This is a genomic window from Sphingobacterium sp. BS-2 (assembly GCF_046161205.1).
Classification (GTDB): Bacteria; Bacteroidota; Bacteroidia; order Sphingobacteriales; family Sphingobacteriaceae; genus Sphingobacterium; species Sphingobacterium mizutaii.
In genome coordinates, this window is sequence record NZ_JBIXGO010000011.1 from 48,384 (window position 1) to 66,311 (window position 17,928).

Here is a 17,928-nt window from a genome sequence, read left to right on the forward strand (position 1 = left end):
ATCAATAATGAAAAAATTACTTATTCTTTCTTTTTTGATACCGACACTTTTCAGCTGTTCGGTAGCTCAACAGGCAAATCAAAAGAAATATGCTGACCTGTTAACTGAAGAATCAGCAAAAAAACACCTTACGATTCTTGCATCACGTGAGTTTGAAGGACGTGGGACAGGACAAGAAGGTGGTAAAAAAACCGTTGAATACATTGCGAATGTATTCAAAGAATTAGGTTTAAAACCAGCTGTAAGCGGCTCCTATTTCCAACCTGTAGAATTGGAAAGAACCTCTTATGTCGTAGATAAATTTACGATCAACAATAAAGCTCTTGAAAACGGAAAAGATCTATTTATCCAAGGCAACAACAACAGCAGAGACTTCAAAGCTTCTGATATTGTCTTCGTAGGATACGGCATTCAATCTAATGAATACAATGATCTTAAAGGCTTGGATATTGCGGGTAAAGTCGTGTTGGTGATCAATGAAGGCGAACCAACTAAAGACGGCAAATCCTTGATCTCTGGAACTGCCACCCCATCTGATTGGTCAACCAGCCGCTTTAAAAGAATCCAGGAATTGAGCAAACTTAAACCACAGATGATCCTAGCTGTGAGTTCCCAGAATGCTGAGATGATCAGCCGTTTTGGAAGCCGTTTGACTGGAGGTCGTTTTACATTGAAATCGAATGAAAACCAGACCAACCAGGTTACAATGGATATCCCGGTTGCAAACATTACTGTTGAAACTGCCAATCAAATCTTAGCAGCTAAAAACAGCACAGTAGAAAACATCAAAGAAACAATCAACAATACTGGAAAACCAAATTCTTTTGACCTTAAAGCATCAGTAGATGCTACCATGGGCGTGAGAAAAGAGGAGTTCCATGATCCAAACGTATTAGGAGTTATCGAAGGAACAGACCTTAAAGAAGAGGTTGTGATTATCTCAGGTCACTATGACCATGACGGAATCCTTCCTGATGGGACTTTCTTCCCAGGTGCAGATGACAACGGTTCAGGAACAGTAGGTGTGATGGAATTAGCAAGAGCATTTGCTGCAGCTAAAAAGGATGGAAAAGGTCCAAGAAGAACGATCTTGTTCATGGCTTTTGCAGCCGAAGAAAAAGGCCTATTAGGATCAAACTACTATTCGCAGCATCCTATCTTCCCATTGAGCAACACCGTTACCTGTTTGAATATGGATATGATCGGTCGTATCGATGATAAACACTTGAATGGAAACCACAATTACATCCATGCTATTGGGTCGGATATGTTGAGTTCTGAGTTGAAAGCGATCAATGAGAAAGCCAATAAGGACTACACACAAATGGAATTAGATTACATGTATGATGATCCAAAAGATCCAATGCGTATCTATTACCGCTCTGACCAATACAACTTGGCAAAGCATGGTATTCCTGTCATTTTCTTCTTCTCAGGCTTACATCCAGACTACCATACACCAAATGATACGGTAGATAAGATCGACTTCCCTATGATGGCTAAACGCGAAAAGCTAGTGTTCCATACAGCTTGGGAAATCGCTAACCGAGACAAAAAATTAGTGGTGGATAAAACACCAGCTCCAGCACAATAAGCAATTAGAGCAATAAAATACAAAAATGGGCAGAATATCAATTCTGCCCATTTTTTATGCAATCAACTCTCCCTTAGAAAATTATCCTTCAAAATATTTTCACTTTTTTCTTGCAGATAAAAATTACGATTGTATATTTGTAGTGTACTACCACATTAATACACTAAAACAATACGCTATGTTAACCATTAAATCATTATCGTATTATTATAAACCGAACAAGAATATTCTTTGGAATATCAACACAAACTTAAAGCCTGGAAACATATATGGCTTATTAGGTTTAAATGGAGAAGGCAAGACCACTTTATTGAAACTGATCGTGGGCATGTTGTTACCCAAGGATGGAAGCATTGAATTCAATGGACTTCGCAGTTCCGAACGAATCGCAGCCTACCTGAACGAGGTTTATTTCCTACCAGATCACAGCAAATTACCTGACCTAAGGATCGAACAATTCGGAAAGCTTTATGGAGCGTTCTACAGCAAGTACGACCATCAACAATACTTGGACTGTATCAAAGAGTTCAATATTCCGATCAGCAATAGGCTCAGAGCACTTTCCTTAGGACAGCACCGAAAGGTCCATCTTTCCATTGCCTTGGCCTGCAACAGCTCCGTCTTATTGATGGATGAACCCACCAATGGATTGGATATCCCTTCCAAAGCTGTGTTCAGGAAGTTGCTTACTAAGTTCATCAATGATGAGCGAATTTTCTTAATTGCAACCCATCAGATCCGCGATGTTGACACGCTTTTTGATCATTTGATGATTATGAAAGGTGGGAGCCTGGTTTTAGATGAAAACATCTATCATTTATCCAGGAAATTCAAGATCAGCAAATCAACAACCGATGCGGAACAGGCGCTATTCACCCAAGAGGAACTATCAGGACCTTATTATTTAGTGAAAAACCATTCAGAAAACGAATCCAAACTGGACATTGAATTCCTCTTTAATGCATTCACCAACAATCCTAAACCAATAGAATTATGAAGACAGTTTCCCAATATCTAAACAGCATTTTTGCATCCCATCGATACTTGTTGATTTCGATTCCGGTTATTGCAATCATATCCTATTCTATATGCTTGATATTTGTTAGCAATGATATTTCAACCTACCTCTTGATACCTAAAAGCGAAATCGATGACAATATGTTGATCAATCTTGTGGATAGCAATAATATCAAATGGAGCTTTGCATTGATTGTAGGATTGCCTTTCATTCATTTAACCTTTATTTCTAGCTTATTCTATAAAAGTTATGATTTCACTATTCCGATGAATTCCTGGCAGAAACTAACTGCTTACCTATTGATCGGACTATTCATTCTCTTATATAATTACCTCATTATCCTTGGCCTCAATTATATCATTGAAATATATTTCAGGCAACAGTATTGGGATGAGGTTATAGCGGCATTAGACCGCCAAGGCAAACTCTACACTGAAATCTCAAAATACAGCATCTTTTATATCGGCAGCTTCACGATCATATCTGCTCCGATGGCATTGTTGTTCTTCCTTTTTTATCCTTATTTCTTGTTTGCTGCACTCTATTTCAGAAAATACAGCCTAGTAATTTCAGCTGCGATTTTGCTCACGGGAGTGGCTTTGGGAGTTTTTATCAGTTCAAGGATCTGGGATGGGTATTCGTATCATATTTCCAACCTATCCTATATGACTTTCTACAGCTGGGTACCGAGCTTTGCCGCTGCCTTAATTACCTATCTCGGTTTTTATTATTTCTTAAAGGAAAAGGAGGTCTAGATGCAATTTCAATCAGATAAACCCATATACCTGCAGATCATCGACATCGTGATGGAGAAGATCCTCAAAGATGAGTGGCAGGTTGGAGAAAAGATCCTCTCTGTCCGAGAATTTGCCTCCTCTGTGGAAGTAAATCCCAATACAGTCATGAGAGCTTATGATAAGCTCCAACAAGATGAAATCATATTCAATAAACGTGGACTCGGACTATTTGTCGCTGAAAATGCCGTTCAGATCATCCTAAAAGAAAAAAAGGAAAATTTCATCCAGGTAGAAGCACCAAAATTCTTCCAGACAGCAAAACTATTGAAGATCACGGAAGAAGAATTAATCGAACTCTATAAATCGAACTAATTATGAAAAAGTCAAATATATTATTGTTTAGCGCCCTTGCCATTCTTTGGTTGGTCTGCTTAGTCATAAAGCCATTGCAAGGTATTGTATTTGCAGACCCCCTTAGCCGTGAACCCCGCGATTTGGTCTCTGCATTTGTCAAAAACTTTGATCAGACCGATAAAATAGAGAAAGTATCCTTAGATGGCATTAAGCACATAAAAATTATCGGTTTTGACAAAAACACTTTCTTATCCGTTGGATATGCAGATACAACCTTAATTTCCGCAAAGCTAAGTAATCAAGTAATAAACTTTGTTCATAAAAAAATCGGCGACACATTACAAGTTACTCCAACCAAGAAGTTATTTTCAAGTGTTGAACTCACCTTAAATCCTGATCAAGCCTACAGTATAACCTTAGAAAATTTTAATGGATCTATTGAAATAATCCCAACAGATAGTATCGCCAAAGGCCTCAATAAAATTGCGGTTCTCAAGAACAGTACCATAAGAATTCGCAATTATTCTCGAGAAAGCCAAAATTTCAGCAATCCATTTAGTATGCAAATAGCAGGAAAATCAAAGGTAAATGTTGACAACATCAGCTTCAGTAAGCTTGATGTGAAATTGAACGATGGCATGCTGGAGGTTTTAAACAATAACCATATTGACTCCCTAAACGCCGAACTCCAAGGGCTCAGCAATATTATCGTTGGAAATTACCCAGAAGATAAACGTGTAAAATCCATGGCACTTTCAGGCAATTTGGATTATTACAATTCGAAAAAACCAAAATAAGAAAGGAGAAACTATGTTTTTCAATATCCTGTTCAAGTTTATCAGCATGCTCTTGATCGCTATAAATCCATTTCTCCAATCCTTGATCCATGTTGATCATGAGAAAGTCTCTGACAAAGACAATGAAAAAAACACATTTTCTGTCCATCAAAAAATGGAAACTCCAATGGAATGGCATGATTCCTTGCAGTTAATCAATAAATAAGAAAAGGGCAGAAAATTATCTGCCCTTTCATTTTCAGCTATTCGCCAAATATTGTTATTCCGGATTGTCTGCCGTCGATTCTCTTGCCAACGGCACATCATCAGGAGCATTTCCCAAGTATTTATCCAGTTCAAAAAGAGATTCGTCCGTTGCGCGATCACCACCAGCGATCTTCAATTTATCAATCAAGGACAGTGCTAATTTCTCTTCTTCGGTCTGTTCTTTAACAAACCACTGTGCAAAGTTCCAAGTCGCCCAATCCTTTTCCTCCATCGATTGGTTTACCAATCCATAGATGGCATTTGTATTATCCACCTCATGCTGAAAAACCATATTAAAACATTCAGACATGGATTTAGGCAGCTTCGTATGCTCGGCAACCGCCTCAACTTTTGGTGTCCCTCCTCTTTCAAGAATATACATCATGATCTTGATCATGTGATTTCTTTCTTCCTGAGCATGGCGAAACAAGAAATTCGCAACACCGCCATAACCTTTCGTATCTGCCCAACAACCCAAAGCCAAATAGATCTGGGATGCTTGGTTTTCTTTTGTCATTTGTTTAATCAACGATGCTTCCATCGCTTTTGAAAGTCTATTGGTATCCATAATAATTCCTTTTTATCTTTTAACACTTCATATCCCACTTTGTTTACCTTTTCTCCCTTTACTTTTACACATATACATTGTAAATTTGAGAAAGGCTATTAATAAACAAAACCCTACTCTACTTGTTCTTTTTTTAAATTAATATTCAATATGGCGTTTGTAGACTATTACAGTGTATTGGGTTTGGATAAATCCGCAAGTCAAGATGACATCAAAAAAGCTTACCGTAAGCTGGCTCGAAAGTTCCATCCTGACTTAAATCCAAATGACGAAAGTGCAAAGAAAAGATTCCAGGAAATAAACGAGGCCAACGAAGTACTGACCGATCCAGAGAAAAGGAAAAAATACGACCAATATGGTGAAAACTGGAAACATGGTGAGGAATACGAAAAAGCCCAACAGGAGTATGCCCGTTCCAGAGGCTCTCGTGGCAGTTCAGCAGGAGCTGGCCAAAATCCTTTTGAAGGCTTTGACTTCAATAATTACAATGGAAATTACGACACTGGCGAATATTCTGATTTCTTCGAAGACCTATTTGGCTCTAGATTTGGCGGTGGAAGATCTTCTGGAAAACGAGGAAGCTACCGTGGACAGGACTATGAAACCACAGTTGATCTAACCCTGCTCCAAGCCTCTCAAACCCATAAGCAAACCTTTACGGTCAACGGCAAGAACATCCGTATCACAGTGCCTGCTGGAGTTGAAGACGGACAGAAGATCAAACTAAAAGGCCAAGGTGGCGATGGCGTCAATGGCGGCCCTAAAGGCGACCTATACATCACTTTCTCCATCAGACCTGATTCGAAGTTCGTACGGAAGGGAAACGACCTCTTTACCAATATTGAAATCGACCTGCCAACCGCTCTATTAGGTGGCGAGACTATAGTCGATACCTTAACCGGAAAAATCAACGTTAAGATTAAAGCAGGAACCCAAAACGGCGGAAAGATCCGACTTAAAGGAAAAGGATTCCCTGTGTATAAAAAAGATGGGGACTTTGGCGACCTATATGCAGAAATCCAGGTGAAGTTACCAACTGACCTATCCGAGGATCAAAAGAAAATAGTAGAACAATTAGCGGATTCATTAAAGAAATAAGACATGGAAAAGACATTATTTAGAGTAATCGACATCTGCAAAACCAATAATATTGAACGCACCTTTATCCAGGAACTGCATAATAACGGACTTATTGAGATTATTATCCAAGAAGAACAGGAGTTTCTGGAAGAAGAACAGGTGCTGCACGTTGAACGTTTCTCTACCTGGCATTATGAACTCGAACTCAATGTTCAAGGCATAGAGGTAGTCAATAACCTGATCGATAAAATTGAAGAACTGCAACGTGAATTACGACTTTTAAAACTAGAAAAGTAAAGGACTTTTTAAGGATAATTTAGGCATCTCTATCAATTTTTGATAAATTCGCCTCAATTAACTGAAACCATCATGGAAAAAATCTATCAAGGAAAAACAAAAGACGTTTATAGTCTGGGTGATAACCAAATCCTATTGCAGTTCAAAGACGATGTGACCGGTGAAAACGGCGTTTTTGATCCTGGAGCAAATACAGTGGGATTAACGATCGAAGGTGCCGGAAGATCTGGCCTTAAAATGACCACTTATTTCTTCGAAGTCCTGAATAAATTAGGAGTGCCAACACACTTTATTTCATCAGACATCGAGAAAGTACAGATGATCGTCAAGGATGCTAAAGTATTTGGTAAAGGTTTGGAAGTTATCTGCCGATATAGAGCCGTTGGGTCCTTTCTTAGAAGATATGCGGCTTACTGCGAAGAAGGCCAAGCGTTGGATAGCTTTGTCGAAGTAACCATAAAAGACGATGAACGCGGCGATCCTGTTATTTCCGAAGATGCCTTAGCTATGTTGGGCTTGTTGAGCCATCAACAATATCAAGAATTAAAAGACTTGACCAAAAAAATCTGTGGCATCGTTAAAGATGAACTTGCAAAAAAAGGTCTTGAACTATACGATATCAAATTAGAATTCGGTCATGATAAAATCAACAATCAGATTATCCTGATCGACGAAATTTCCGGAGGAAACATGAGAGTTTACAAGGATGGCAAATATGTCGCTCCATTGGAACTTGAAAAGTTGTTTCTTTCCTAAAAAACAAAGGTCCTTCTTCCCAGAAGGACCTTTCTAATCTAATTAAAACACCTTAAAGCCACTTTTATCCAATATCACACCCTTCTCGTCATAATATTCCAGCACATACTCATTCGGGCATAATTTCAATTGAATCTCTTTTACATCATTCTTTTTGATCAGTTTGAAAAAAGAAATAGTCTTATTAGGACCGTAGATGTCAAATAATTTTAAATAGATCGTTTCCCGATCCTTTAGTAAATCCGCATCGGGATGTATCGTCCAATTTTTCCTTTCTCCATCCTCACAATCAAATATCTGCCAAGTCGTTTTATAATCTTTTTGCTCAAACAGTTCCAAGGCATTGATTTTCGCCAAGTATTCAAACTTATCCAACGGCTTATCCTTAGGGCTGCCTTCCACTTCTAATGCATAAAACAACAGGCTCAACCCTTCTTTTTCCGCATATGGAATATAGACATGCTTAATGTCCATCCCTTCTGAGGAATAATCCTTTTCATAATAGGGAGCCTTATAATATTCTTTCCTGACAAAATCTGCCCTATCAAACCTTTTCTTTTTATGTTTGATGGCAATCATATTATACAGAGGATTTGTTTCTGGGACAACCGAAAACAAGACCTTATCTCCCTTTTTCCCTAAGCCAGCCATTTTCATCATTCTTCGATCAAGGGGATAAAAGCTATCTTTCCTCAGCCCCGTATTTCCCGTATCACTTGGTTGAAAAGCACGATAGAGCCATACATTTACTTTTTCTTTCTCATTGAAATACTTATCAACCTCAGCCGTGAAATAGCCGGTCTTGGTAAATTCCTGCGTTTTGCATGAAAAAAGTACAAGCAAAAGAATCCCCAGTAGGAACTTGATGAAAGCCCTAAAAATCAACGCCATAAAAATTAAATGGAAATCTGTTATTAAGTTATTTATAGAATAATTAGAAGAGAAATTTTACGTCTGAGAAAGATCCATCCTAATTGGCATGAGAAAATTGACAGCAACAGGTTTACCATTCATTATTGCAGGTTTCCACTTTTTAGTCTTTTTCAAAGCAGCAACACAAGCTTCACCTGTACCATGACCAATATCCTTCAATACAGATATATTTGAGATTTCCCCTTCCCTATTGATCATAAAAAGCACTTCAATCTTACCCTTTACTCCAGCATCGATTGCCGCCTGAGGATATACGATTCCCATTGACACTTCTTTCCTAAATTGATCAAGTCCTCCAGGATATAAAGCAAGAACCTCAACATCATTAAAAGGGTATACTCTACCTTCAGTAGGATCAGTTACAATAGGATCAGGTAATCTATTACCCTCCTCAGCAACAGTTGGTGCTTTGTTCTCTTCAATAATTACAGTGCTATCGCCCGAGGCTTCAGTAGTTGGACTCTCTGCAATTACAGCTTCACTTTCAGTTTTTTCCTTATTTGGCGATTTGCAATTAATCACCAATCCCAAAATCAGCACTGCTAACGGCAATATAGAAAGGTAAAACAGTCTATTTCTCGTATTAGATTTATCTTTAAAAATCATATTAATTCTTTCCTTTAAAAGTGATTTATTGGAAAACTCATGACTCAATTGATTCGGATGAACATTCATCGCATAAGCAACCAACAATTCCGCATAAGCAACCTTATTTCCTGAAAATTGCTCGTCCACGATAAACTCATGCTGATACTTAAGCTCTTCCCTTATCCAGATTAAAATTGGATTGAACCAGTTAAAAACCCTGATTATCTCCATAAACATAATATCATAACTATGCCCTTGTTTTACATGAATGTATTCATGTTCCTGAATCATTTTGCTATCCTCATTCTTTACATTCAGTTTAACGATGTTAAAAAACGAATAGCTCCCATGTATATTTCTAACAGACCATCTGTCCACAAGCAAATGCAAGACCCTGTACAACAAACTACCTGAGGCAATCAGCACGCCAAGCCAGTAGCCCAACTGCATCCAATTGGCAGAAAACCAGCTCGGTTGTTGAGCCATCGTTTCAATTGCAGCAGGATTTACCTGTGCAGCTTTAGGAGTCAAATCCAATACCGGAAGTGTAATCTGCATTATTTCAGGAACTTGCAACTCAACAAAGAGAAACAAAGGCAATAGATAGGCCATTAGGACACTGCCCAATAAATACCAACGATTTAAATTAAAGAAAGTCAGCTTCCTCAATCCATATCGATAAATAAGGAAGAACAGTGCTAAAGACAGATTTGATATCAGGAGATAGGTCATAGCTTCAATTTTATTTCTTATGCTTCTGAATAAGTTTCATGATTTCATCCAAATCCTGCACATCCAGCTTTTTCTCTTCCAAGAAGAAAGAAAGCATTGAACTCGCAGAATTCTCAAAATAACCTTGTAAGAGTTTTCCAGTTATTAATTTCTTATACTCTTCTTTTTCAATCTTTGGAAAATAGCGATGGCTCTTCCCAAAAGACTCATGATCCACAAAACCCTTGGTCTCGAGAATCCGTACAATGGTTGATACTGTATTATAAGCTGGCTTCGGTTCAGGCAAAATTTCAATGATATCCTTCACAAATCCCCCCCCTATTTCCCATAGACTGTGCATGATTTGCTCCTCCGCCTTTGTTAGTTCTTTTAACTCGTTCATTATTCTGTGAAAATTTAAAAAGACAATATTGCCTATAATCGATTATAAAACTAATGTATAACTAAATTTTTAGTTATACAACTAAATTGTTAGTTATATGGTGAAATCAACAGCTATTAATCTGTATATCAATAGGTTTATTTTTAAGAGAGATTCGTTATTAAGGAAAAATGTATCAGGAAATTTGAACCAGGATGAATGGCATTGGGTTCGACTCCGCTCACCCACCTGACGGACCAAGATCAAACCGTTTGTCGAGCGGAGTCGAGACAAGGTATGACAATTTTATTTGAACGAGGATTGATGTCATTCCTTAATCGTAAGATGAGGAAACTATTTTCTTTCTTCAGAAAGATTTATTGAAAAATATTTCACCCCCGCTAGGGGTTGTCCATTCCAAACATCCAAATTCTATAAATATTCCACCCACGCTGTGGGTTTGAGTTGTAGAAATTGCACGCATGAAAATTTGAAAATAGAGGTATTTCTTTAATCAGAAAATGATGTTGGTTTATGTTTGTATGGGGCGGGCGTATTCGATACGCCCCTACAGTATCGGGGACTTTCCAGCGACATTTGACCATAATCATGGTCTATCCTCCTACCCTTCAAACCTCCATTGTCGGTCAGCTTTTTTCGAAGCTTGTTTTTTCTTGCGGTCCAATCGATTCAAAATCACAGCTTTTGGGGTCCTTGTTGGCAGACGTTTGGCATCTACCTTCAATGCATCGGTTAATACATTAAAAAAACGCTCGATCACCAATTCCTTATTCTTCAACTGGCTTCGGTCAATACTGGAATCCAATTGCAACAGGCCTTCCTTGGAAATCCTATTCGCCAATCGCTCCTTGATCAAAGCCTTCTGATCCTCGTCAAAAACCGATGAATTCTCCACATCCCAATTCAACATCACCTTCGACGATACCTTATTGACGTTCTGTCCCCCCTTACCACCGGAACGCGAAGTTTTAAAACTCAATTCCTGTATTAACTGTTCTTTATTTACATGCATTTGTAATAAAATTACAATTTTTCCCTTTCCGTGAAAAATTTTACAAGACTTATATAGAGACATTATTATCTTTAAGAAACGAAAAACAGTAATATGAAGATAGGCATTGTATGTTATCCAACCTTTGGGGGAAGTGGTGTAGTCGCAACCGAACTGGGTAAAGCATTAGCAAACAACGGACATCAGGTACATTTTATCACTTATAGCCAACCTGCAAGATTAGATTTTTTCTCCGAGAACTTATTCTATCATGAAGTAGCGATCAACCAATATCCACTATTTGATTTTCCTCCTTACGAAACAGCATTGGCCAGCAAATTGGTGGATGTCGTACGTTTCGAAGGTTTGGACCTTCTACATGTGCATTACGCTATCCCTCATGCCTCTGTTGCTTTCTTAGCAAAACAAATTCTTGAAACTTACGGCATCAATATCCCTGTAGTGACCACACTGCATGGAACCGATATAACTTTGGTTGGTAAAGACAAAAGCTTTAGCCCAGTCGTTACCTTCTCCATCAATAAATCAGATGGGGTAACCACAGTTTCTGAAAACTTAAGAGAACAAACCTTAGATTATTTCGATATTACAAATGATATCAAGGTCATTCCAAACTTTATCGATCTACATAGATTCCATAATAAGAACCACGAACACTTCAAAAAAGCAATTGCCCCAAACCAAGAGCGCATCATTGTCCATACTTCCAATTTTAGGAAAGTTAAACGCGTGGAAGATGTTGTTCGCATATTCCATAAAGTAACCCAAAAGGTACCTAGCAAACTTTTGATGGTTGGTGATGGTCCAGAACGTCGAAATGCAGAAGAATTAGCAAGAGAATTGGACATTACCGATTGTATCCGTTTCTTAGGGAAACAGGATGCGATTGAAGAAATACTTTCCATTGCTGACCTATTCTTGATGCCTTCAGGTTCAGAGAGTTTCGGATTGGCAGCATTGGAAGCCATGGCTTGTAAGGTTCCTGTGGTTTCTTCCAATACTGGTGGATTACCCGAATTGAACAAAGAAGGTTTCAGTGGTTTCTTGAGTGATGTAGGTGATATTGACGATATGGCCAAAAACTCCATCTATATCCTAGAGGACTGTCAACGTCTGAATGAATTTAAGGAGAATGCCTTACAGCGAGCCAAGGACTTTGAGCTGAGCAAAATCGTCCCTATTTACGAGGAATTTTATTCACAGGTAATCGAAAAGGTAAAAAAAGGAAATAAATCTAATTAATCGCAAGCAAAAAGTCATATCTTTGGCTTTTGGAACTACTCCAAAAAGTCAAATATGAAATACAAACGCATCCTACTTAAACTTAGTGGCGAAGCTTTAATGGGCGAGCAAAGCTACGGTATCGACATTAATCGTGTTCAACAATACGCACAAGACATTCAGGAACTTCATAGCTTAGGCATGGAAATCGCCATCGTAATCGGTGGAGGAAACATCTATCGTGGCCTTAGCGCTGAAAAAGCTGGTATGGACCGTGTACAAGCAGATTACATGGGAATGTTGGCTACCGTAATCAATTCGATGGCATTACAAGATGCTTTAGAAAAAGAAGGCATGAAAACTCGTCTATTGACAGCGATCAAGATGGAACAGATCTGTGAACCCTTTATCCGCAGACGTGCTGTACGTCACTTAGAAAAAGGTCGTATCGTAATCTTCGGTGCAGGTACGGGTAACCCATACTTCACCACAGATACTGCTGCTTCTCTACGTGCTATTGAAATCAATGCCGACGCTGTACTTAAAGGTACGCGTGTAGACGGTATCTATACTGCAGACCCTGAGAAGGATCCTACCGCGAAGAAATTCGACCATATTACCTTTACTGATGTCTATGAAAAAGGATTGAACGTAATGGATATGACCGCATTCACCCTTTGCCAAGAAAACAACCTACCTATTATCGTTTTCGACATGAACAAACCGGGCAACTTAATGAAACTTGCCAATGGCGAACATGTTGGAACAGTGGTTAGTTAATAAATAAAAGCAAATAATAATCAAGATATGAACGAATTAATTTCACTTCAACTGGACGACTGCAAAGATGGTATGACGAAAGCTGTAGCTCATACCGAATCTGAATTAACCAAGATTCGTGCAGGTAAAGCTAGTCCTGGTATGCTTGATGGAATTTATGTTGATTACTACGGCACGCCAACGCCTCTATCACAAGTCAGCAACATAAACACACCAGATGCAAGAACCATCGTTGTACAACCATGGGAAAAAAACCTTCTTTCTACTATCGAGAAGGCAATCATGGACTCTAACATCGGTTTGAACCCTCAAAACGACGGTTCAATCATCCGCCTTGCGGTTCCTCCACTTACTGAAGAACGTCGTCGTGATTTAGTGAAGAAAGTGAAAGAAGAAACAGAAAAAGGCCGTGTTGCTATCCGTAACATCCGTAAAGATTCTAACGAGCAAATCAAGAAATTGAAAAATGACGGTGCTTCTGAAGATGAAATCAAAGTAGGTGAAGCTGAAGTCCAAAAATTGACCGATACCTATATCGCAAAAGTTGACCAGTTAGCTGAGTTGAAAGAAAAAGATATCATGACAATCTAAGTCGATCTTTTAAAAGAATATTCTTAAAAGGATTCTTAAATTAAGAATCCTTTTTTTATTAAAAATTTACCTATATTCATTTAATAAAAACATTCTGCATGACACAATCAAGAAGAAATTTCCTCAAGCTTGCGAGCATGGGATTAGTTGGTGGTCTTGTTGCTCCTCATTTGATTTCTTGTGATAGCTTGAACAAAAAATCAGGCTCTCCACTTAAAAACATCGGTTTACAGTTATTCACTCTTCGCGAACTACTCGCCCAAAACCCTCAAGAAGTATTAAAATCAGTTGCTAAGGTCGGCTATACCCATGTCGAAACTTACGGTGCTGATCCGCACAATAGTACATTCTGGGGAATTTCGGTTGACGAACTCAAAAAGATGCTGAACGACAATAACCTGAAAACCCACAGTGGTCACTACGATCTAGGTAAATACCTAGATAAGGATAGTACTGACAAAGAAAACATTGAGAAATACATCGAAATAGCGCATAACCTAGGCCAGGAATATATCATTGCTCCTGTTCCGCCTATGCACAAGTTGAATAAACTTGATCAATCTGACTATCAGTACATGGCCGAACAGCTGAACAAAGCCGGCGAAATGTCCAAAAAAGCAGGAATCAAAATGGGCTACCACAACCACTTCTGGGAATTCAAGGAATTCGGAAATGGAACCAATGGCCTGGATGTCCTCTTGGCATTTACAGAAAAGGACCTCGTGGATTTTGAATTAGATATGTACTGGATCACCAAAGCTGGTGTTACTCCACAATCTTATTTCTCTAAACACCCAGGTCGCTTCCCATTATGGCACATCAAGGATATGGACAGAGCTTTCTCCACCCCTTTAGACATCAACAAAATTGATCCTAAAACTGGTAAGAGAGATTCTTTGGACTTGATGGAAACCATGAAAAGCATCAAATATGCCGAGGTGGGATCCGGTAGCATCGACTTTATTTCAATTTCACAGTTCGCCAATGAAAGTGGATTGAAATATGCTTTCGTAGAACAGGATGATATCTATTCACCTGATAAATACGCTAGCATCAAGAAGAGCTACGATTATGTTCAAAAGACATTCAAATAACAAGAAAAGGGCGGAAATAAATTTCCGCCCTTTCTATTTCTTTTCAAAAGAAGACTAAAACACCAAGCGTTCTACCTCTTCCGCATTTTCTTCTACTTTTTCCTTCAATTCTTTCTTGAAATCCAAAATTCTGGCTGCCAACTGCTCATCACTGGTCGCCAAGATCTGAGCGGCAAGAATACCAGCGTTTTTTGCTGCATTTAAAGCCACTGTAGCCACTGGAATACCATTCGGCATCTGCAAGATAGATAGCACCGAATCCCAGCCGTCAATCGAGTTAGATGACTTAACCGGAACGCCGATTACAGGCAAATGGGTAATGGAAGCAACCATGCCCGGTAAATGCGCAGCTCCACCTGCTCCAGCAATGATAACTTTCAATCCACGACCTGCTGCTTGTTCAGCAAAATCAAACATACGTTTTGGAGTACGGTGAGCTGACACGATACTCACTTCATACGATACCCCTAAATATTTTAAAACCTCAATGGCATCCTGCATCACTGGCAAGTCTGACTTGCTGCCCATGATTACAGCTACTTTTGCGTTTTCCATTATTATCTGAATAAAAAATTATGCAATTACTTTGATCAAATCTTGAACCTTTCTCGCATTTTCGATGGCGATGGCACGATCTTGATTCACAATCGTCACATGTCCCATCTTGCGGAATGGCTTCGTATATTTTTTACCGTACAAATGTACATATACCCCTTCAATGCCCAAAGCCTCTTCAATGCCCTCATATCTAGCTAAACCTTCATACCCTGGCTCACCCAATAGATTGACCATAATGGCATTTGCTCTAGAAGCAGTATTTCCCAATGGTAAATTAAAGATAGCCCTTAAATGCTGTCCAAATTGGGAAGTATAGTTACCTTCAATAGTTTGGTGACCAGAATTATGCGGTCTTGGTGCCAATTCATTAACCAGAATATCACCATCGGCCGTCAAGAACATCTCCACTGCCAATACCCCAACGATCTGTAGGTCATTCGCGATTTTCATCGCAATGCTTTCCGCTTTCATCTGTATATCGAAAGAATAGGTTGAAGGCGAAATCAGGAACTCTACCAAGTTGACCTGAGGATTGAATTCCATTTCTACCATTGGAAAAGTCATCATCTCTCCCTTATCATTGCGGGCTACCATCACAGCGATTTCCTTTTCAAAAGGAACCAACTCCTCTACAATACTTGGCGCATCAAAAGCCGTCTCAAAATCAGCTTGAGTACTAATTTTCTTCACGCCTTTTCCATCATAACCGTCTTTGCGCAATTTTTGGATATAGGGCAATGCAATCTGGCAATTTGCCAAACCTTCTTTATTGGAAATAAATTGGAATGCCGATGTCGGGATATCATTTTGCTTAAAGAACTGCTTTTGCAAACCTTTATCCTGAATCAACCTGATCACTCTAGACTGTGGATAAACCATAACACCCTCTTCTTCCAATGCTTCTAGCGCATCCACATTCACCTTCTCAATCTCAATCGTTACCATATCCAAATCCTTACCGAAATTGTATACGGTATCAAAATCAGCAAGCGAACCTACCTCAAATTGATTGCACAATTTCTTGCAAGGAGCATTTGGATCCGGGTCCAAAACATGAATGTTAACATTAAAGTTTATTGCTTCTTGGATAAGCATGCGACCTAACTGGCCTCCGCCTAAAATTCCAAGGCGCAAGTCACCATAAAAATCTTTTGCCATAAATTATTTTATTGCTCTACTTCCACCGGGAAAATATCCCCTTTCAGCAAAGACTGTTGTTCTATTTTTTTCTGTAATTCTAAAAATGCACCGATAAGTGCTTCAGGTCTTGGAGGACAACCTTGCACATATACATCCACAGGAATGATTTTATCAACTCCTTTGACCACATGGTAGCCATGCTGCCAATAAGGACCGCCACAATTGGAACATGATCCCATCGAGATGACATATTTCGGATCAGGCATCTGCTCATAGAGCTTCTTGATTCGATCTGCCATCTTAAAGGTCACCGTTCCAGCAATGATCATTACATCAGACTGCCTCGGCGAAGGCCTTGGAAATACCCCTAACCTATCCAAATCATAAGTCGCCGCCATTGCGCCCATCATTTCAATGGCACAGCAAGCAATACCAAAACTGATAGGCCACATCGAGGATAACCTAGCCCAATTTAAGAGGTCATCCATCTTTGCGATAATTACCCCATTATTTTGTTGCAATTGTTGGTCTAAACTCATGATTCTGAACTTGGTTTCTTAAACTTAGGCTTGAATCCCATTTTTACTGGAGAGGCTGCTTTCTCTGCCAAGACTTCCTCAATCTCCTGTTCCTTATAATCCTTTACCACATAATTCCGTGCATTCAATTGCTCATAAGCAGAAGCCGGAATGCCCACCGCAACGGTAGGTTTCACATGCCTAGGCTTGATCCAACTGATATCACCACTTTTCCAAACATAGAGCAAGCCTACGATCAGAACAGCCAAGAAAATTGCCATTTCAACCAAAGTAAACCAGCCCCATCTCGGATCAATGGCATTGAGTTCAGCATTCCCGAACACTGTTGCCCATGGAAAAATAAAGATCAGCTCCACATCAAACAGCAGGAATACCAAAGCAATCACATAAAATCGCGGATTAAACTGTACCCAAGAAGTCCCTGTGGTTTCTTCACCACACTCGTAAGTACTTAATTTAATAGGATTAGGGTTTTTCGGAGACAAGATTCGAGCTAGGAACATGGTGGCACAAACCAATACGATACCAATGATAGCCATTAAGAGTATCTTACCATATTCCGATATCTGCCCGGGGTCGTCCATGTTGCAAAATTAACAATTAAATCAATTCGTTTTATAGGATTTTAGCTTTCTTGGCTAATCAATGTACACTAATTTACAAAATAGCCCCCCATTATTCAAAATATCGGTCCTTTTCTTTTGAACCAGGATGGCAAGGATGAGAGGATGGACCAAGATTTTGATTTGAACCAGGATTCCCTTCGGCTTCGCTATTAGATTTGTAAAAGAGATTTATATTAAATTTATATATCTGAAAACCTGAAGAATTGAGGTGAACTAGTTCGGCTCGTAAGTTCATGACTTATCGTGAGCATTAGTCCTCAATTCTTCTTGGGTTTTGGTGCCATT

General features: G+C 39.1%; 21 protein-coding genes and 1 pseudogene. 13 read left to right on the forward strand and 9 right to left on the reverse strand.

Annotated features, from left to right (window positions below; translation table 11 throughout):
* Nucleotides 1–7: 7 nt before the first annotated feature.
* The 6 genes from ACK2WI_RS04710 to ACK2WI_RS04735 all read left to right on the forward strand — a co-directional run bounded on the left by ACK2WI_RS04710 (nucleotide 8) and on the right by ACK2WI_RS04735 (nucleotide 4,705).
* Nucleotides 8–1,594: a M28 family peptidase gene (locus tag ACK2WI_RS04710; RefSeq protein ID WP_409149947.1), complete on the forward strand. Its 1,587-nt coding sequence runs from the start codon at nucleotides 8–10 to the stop codon at nucleotides 1,592–1,594.
* A gap of 178 nt (nucleotides 1,595–1,772) precedes the next feature.
* Entirely contained in the window at nucleotides 1,773–2,591 is an 819-nt protein-coding gene (locus tag ACK2WI_RS04715) for an ATP-binding cassette domain-containing protein (RefSeq protein WP_409149948.1), read from the forward strand.
* Nucleotides 2,588–3,367, forward strand: coding sequence for a hypothetical protein (locus tag ACK2WI_RS04720; protein ID WP_409149949.1), 780 nt, complete (start codon nucleotides 2,588–2,590; stop codon nucleotides 3,365–3,367). Before ACK2WI_RS04715 ends, ACK2WI_RS04720 begins: the two co-directional genes overlap by 4 nt.
* Nucleotides 3,368–3,721 (forward strand): GntR family transcriptional regulator, encoded by a 354-nt coding sequence (locus ACK2WI_RS04725; RefSeq protein WP_409149950.1) that lies wholly within the window; start codon nucleotides 3,368–3,370, stop codon nucleotides 3,719–3,721.
* A 2-nt stretch (nucleotides 3,722–3,723) separates the two neighbouring features.
* Nucleotides 3,724–4,500: a hypothetical protein gene (locus tag ACK2WI_RS04730; protein WP_312697834.1), complete on the forward strand. Its 777-nt coding sequence runs from the start codon at nucleotides 3,724–3,726 to the stop codon at nucleotides 4,498–4,500.
* A 13-nt stretch (nucleotides 4,501–4,513) separates the two neighbouring features.
* A complete protein-coding gene (locus tag ACK2WI_RS04735; protein WP_409149951.1) occupies nucleotides 4,514–4,705 on the forward strand; it encodes a hypothetical protein in 192 nt (63 codons plus the stop codon).
* A gap of 54 nt (nucleotides 4,706–4,759) precedes the next feature.
* Here the strand turns inward: ACK2WI_RS04735 and ACK2WI_RS04740 are convergent, their stop codons facing one another.
* Entirely contained in the window at nucleotides 4,760–5,314 is a 555-nt protein-coding gene (locus ACK2WI_RS04740; protein ID WP_312697836.1) for a ferritin, read from the reverse strand.
* Between the two features lie 150 nt (nucleotides 5,315–5,464).
* On the opposite strand from ACK2WI_RS04740, the gene ACK2WI_RS04745 reads away from it, so the two are divergent.
* From ACK2WI_RS04745 to ACK2WI_RS04755, 3 genes are all read left to right on the forward strand, one after another.
* Nucleotides 5,465–6,412 carry a DnaJ C-terminal domain-containing protein gene (locus tag ACK2WI_RS04745; protein ID WP_409149952.1) on the forward strand — a complete coding sequence of 316 codons (948 nt, stop codon included), beginning with the start codon at nucleotides 5,465–5,467 and terminating at the stop codon, nucleotides 6,410–6,412.
* Between the two features lie 3 nt (nucleotides 6,413–6,415).
* Complete coding sequence (locus tag ACK2WI_RS04750) at nucleotides 6,416–6,691, forward strand: chaperone modulator CbpM (RefSeq protein WP_093100743.1); 276 nt, start codon at nucleotides 6,416–6,418, stop codon at nucleotides 6,689–6,691.
* A gap of 72 nt (nucleotides 6,692–6,763) precedes the next feature.
* The gene (locus ACK2WI_RS04755; RefSeq protein ID WP_409149953.1) at nucleotides 6,764–7,447 is read left to right on the forward strand and encodes a phosphoribosylaminoimidazolesuccinocarboxamide synthase; all 684 of its coding nucleotides are present in this window, start codon (nucleotides 6,764–6,766) and stop codon (nucleotides 7,445–7,447) included.
* 42 nt (nucleotides 7,448–7,489) lie between these two features.
* On the opposite strand, the gene ACK2WI_RS04760 is transcribed toward ACK2WI_RS04755, so the two are convergent.
* The 4 genes and pseudogenes from ACK2WI_RS04760 to arfB form a co-directional block, all read right to left on the reverse strand.
* Nucleotides 7,490–8,338 carry a hypothetical protein gene (locus ACK2WI_RS04760; RefSeq protein WP_409149954.1) on the reverse strand — a complete coding sequence of 283 codons (849 nt, stop codon included), beginning with the start codon at nucleotides 8,336–8,338 and terminating at the stop codon, nucleotides 7,490–7,492.
* Nucleotides 8,339–8,395: 57 nt separating this feature from the next.
* Nucleotides 8,396–9,580, reverse strand: coding sequence for a TonB family protein (locus tag ACK2WI_RS04765; RefSeq protein ID WP_409149955.1), 1,185 nt, complete (start codon nucleotides 9,578–9,580; stop codon nucleotides 8,396–8,398).
* A gap of 130 nt (nucleotides 9,581–9,710) precedes the next feature.
* Nucleotides 9,711–10,082, reverse strand: coding sequence for a BlaI/MecI/CopY family transcriptional regulator (locus tag ACK2WI_RS04770; RefSeq protein ID WP_093100749.1), 372 nt, complete (start codon nucleotides 10,080–10,082; stop codon nucleotides 9,711–9,713).
* A 601-nt stretch (nucleotides 10,083–10,683) separates the two neighbouring features.
* Nucleotides 10,684–11,064 (reverse strand): annotated as a pseudogene (gene arfB / locus ACK2WI_RS04775) (alternative ribosome rescue aminoacyl-tRNA hydrolase ArfB); the annotation flags it as partial.
* A gap of 123 nt (nucleotides 11,065–11,187) precedes the next feature.
* Here arfB and bshA point away from each other — a divergent pair.
* The 4 genes from bshA to ACK2WI_RS04795 all read left to right on the forward strand — a co-directional run bounded on the left by bshA (nucleotide 11,188) and on the right by ACK2WI_RS04795 (nucleotide 14,780).
* On the forward strand, nucleotides 11,188–12,336 hold the full coding sequence (bshA, locus tag ACK2WI_RS04780; RefSeq protein WP_093100752.1) for an N-acetyl-alpha-D-glucosaminyl L-malate synthase BshA: 1,149 nt from the start codon (nucleotides 11,188–11,190) through the stop codon (nucleotides 12,334–12,336).
* A 54-nt stretch (nucleotides 12,337–12,390) separates the two neighbouring features.
* Entirely contained in the window at nucleotides 12,391–13,095 is a 705-nt protein-coding gene (gene pyrH, locus ACK2WI_RS04785; protein WP_093100754.1) for a UMP kinase, read from the forward strand.
* Between the two features lie 27 nt (nucleotides 13,096–13,122).
* On the forward strand, nucleotides 13,123–13,686 hold the full coding sequence (frr, locus tag ACK2WI_RS04790; protein ID WP_093100755.1) for a ribosome recycling factor: 564 nt from the start codon (nucleotides 13,123–13,125) through the stop codon (nucleotides 13,684–13,686).
* A 98-nt stretch (nucleotides 13,687–13,784) separates the two neighbouring features.
* A complete protein-coding gene (locus tag ACK2WI_RS04795) occupies nucleotides 13,785–14,780 on the forward strand; it encodes a sugar phosphate isomerase/epimerase family protein (protein WP_409149956.1) in 996 nt (331 codons plus the stop codon).
* Between the two features lie 54 nt (nucleotides 14,781–14,834).
* Here the strand turns inward: ACK2WI_RS04795 and purE are convergent, their stop codons facing one another.
* Genes purE through ACK2WI_RS04815 form a run of 4 tightly spaced genes read right to left on the reverse strand, consistent with a single transcriptional unit; the run spans nucleotide 14,835 to nucleotide 17,601 of the window.
* Nucleotides 14,835–15,335, reverse strand: coding sequence for a 5-(carboxyamino)imidazole ribonucleotide mutase (gene purE / locus ACK2WI_RS04800; protein WP_093100759.1), 501 nt, complete (start codon nucleotides 15,333–15,335; stop codon nucleotides 14,835–14,837).
* An 18-nt stretch (nucleotides 15,336–15,353) separates the two neighbouring features.
* Nucleotides 15,354–16,496 carry a 5-(carboxyamino)imidazole ribonucleotide synthase gene (locus tag ACK2WI_RS04805; protein ID WP_409149957.1) on the reverse strand — a complete coding sequence of 381 codons (1,143 nt, stop codon included), beginning with the start codon at nucleotides 16,494–16,496 and terminating at the stop codon, nucleotides 15,354–15,356.
* 8 nt (nucleotides 16,497–16,504) lie between these two features.
* A complete protein-coding gene (locus tag ACK2WI_RS04810; protein WP_093100762.1) occupies nucleotides 16,505–17,017 on the reverse strand; it encodes an NADH-quinone oxidoreductase subunit B in 513 nt (170 codons plus the stop codon).
* Nucleotides 17,014–17,601 (reverse strand): NADH-quinone oxidoreductase subunit A, encoded by a 588-nt coding sequence (locus ACK2WI_RS04815; RefSeq protein ID WP_409149958.1) that lies wholly within the window; start codon nucleotides 17,599–17,601, stop codon nucleotides 17,014–17,016. Before ACK2WI_RS04815 ends, ACK2WI_RS04810 begins: the two co-directional genes overlap by 4 nt.
* Nucleotides 17,602–17,928: the final 327 nt, after the last annotated feature.

Excerpts from the sequence above, each read along its gene's own strand:
- ACK2WI_RS04710 (WP_409149947.1), top strand. The coding sequence starts at position 8 with ATGAAAAAATTACTTATTCTTTCTTTTTTGATACCGACACTTTTCAGC.
- ACK2WI_RS04715 (WP_409149948.1), top strand. The coding sequence starts at position 1,773 with ATGTTAACCATTAAATCATTATCGTATTATTATAAACCGAACAAGAAT.
- ACK2WI_RS04720 (WP_409149949.1), top strand. The coding sequence starts at position 2,588 with ATGAAGACAGTTTCCCAATATCTAAACAGCATTTTTGCATCCCATCGA.
- ACK2WI_RS04725 (WP_409149950.1), top strand. The coding sequence starts at position 3,368 with ATGCAATTTCAATCAGATAAACCCATATACCTGCAGATCATCGACATC.
- ACK2WI_RS04730 (WP_312697834.1), top strand. The coding sequence starts at position 3,724 with ATGAAAAAGTCAAATATATTATTGTTTAGCGCCCTTGCCATTCTTTGG.
- ACK2WI_RS04735 (WP_409149951.1), top strand. The coding sequence starts at position 4,514 with ATGTTTTTCAATATCCTGTTCAAGTTTATCAGCATGCTCTTGATCGCT.
- ACK2WI_RS04740 (WP_312697836.1), bottom strand. The coding sequence starts at position 5,314 with ATGGATACCAATAGACTTTCAAAAGCGATGGAAGCATCGTTGATTAAA.
- ACK2WI_RS04745 (WP_409149952.1), top strand. The coding sequence starts at position 5,465 with ATGGCGTTTGTAGACTATTACAGTGTATTGGGTTTGGATAAATCCGCA.
- ACK2WI_RS04750 (WP_093100743.1), top strand. The coding sequence starts at position 6,416 with ATGGAAAAGACATTATTTAGAGTAATCGACATCTGCAAAACCAATAAT.
- ACK2WI_RS04755 (WP_409149953.1), top strand. The coding sequence starts at position 6,764 with ATGGAAAAAATCTATCAAGGAAAAACAAAAGACGTTTATAGTCTGGGT.
- ACK2WI_RS04760 (WP_409149954.1), bottom strand. The coding sequence starts at position 8,338 with ATGGCGTTGATTTTTAGGGCTTTCATCAAGTTCCTACTGGGGATTCTT.
- ACK2WI_RS04765 (WP_409149955.1), bottom strand. The coding sequence starts at position 9,580 with ATGGCCTATCTATTGCCTTTGTTTCTCTTTGTTGAGTTGCAAGTTCCT.
- ACK2WI_RS04770 (WP_093100749.1), bottom strand. The coding sequence starts at position 10,082 with ATGAACGAGTTAAAAGAACTAACAAAGGCGGAGGAGCAAATCATGCAC.
- bshA (WP_093100752.1), top strand. The coding sequence starts at position 11,188 with ATGAAGATAGGCATTGTATGTTATCCAACCTTTGGGGGAAGTGGTGTA.
- pyrH (WP_093100754.1), top strand. The coding sequence starts at position 12,391 with ATGAAATACAAACGCATCCTACTTAAACTTAGTGGCGAAGCTTTAATG.
- frr (WP_093100755.1), top strand. The coding sequence starts at position 13,123 with ATGAACGAATTAATTTCACTTCAACTGGACGACTGCAAAGATGGTATG.
- ACK2WI_RS04795 (WP_409149956.1), top strand. The coding sequence starts at position 13,785 with ATGACACAATCAAGAAGAAATTTCCTCAAGCTTGCGAGCATGGGATTA.
- purE (WP_093100759.1), bottom strand. The coding sequence starts at position 15,335 with ATGGAAAACGCAAAAGTAGCTGTAATCATGGGCAGCAAGTCAGACTTG.
- ACK2WI_RS04805 (WP_409149957.1), bottom strand. The coding sequence starts at position 16,496 with ATGGCAAAAGATTTTTATGGTGACTTGCGCCTTGGAATTTTAGGCGGA.
- ACK2WI_RS04810 (WP_093100762.1), bottom strand. The coding sequence starts at position 17,017 with ATGAGTTTAGACCAACAATTGCAACAAAATAATGGGGTAATTATCGCA.
- ACK2WI_RS04815 (WP_409149958.1), bottom strand. The coding sequence starts at position 17,601 with ATGGACGACCCCGGGCAGATATCGGAATATGGTAAGATACTCTTAATG.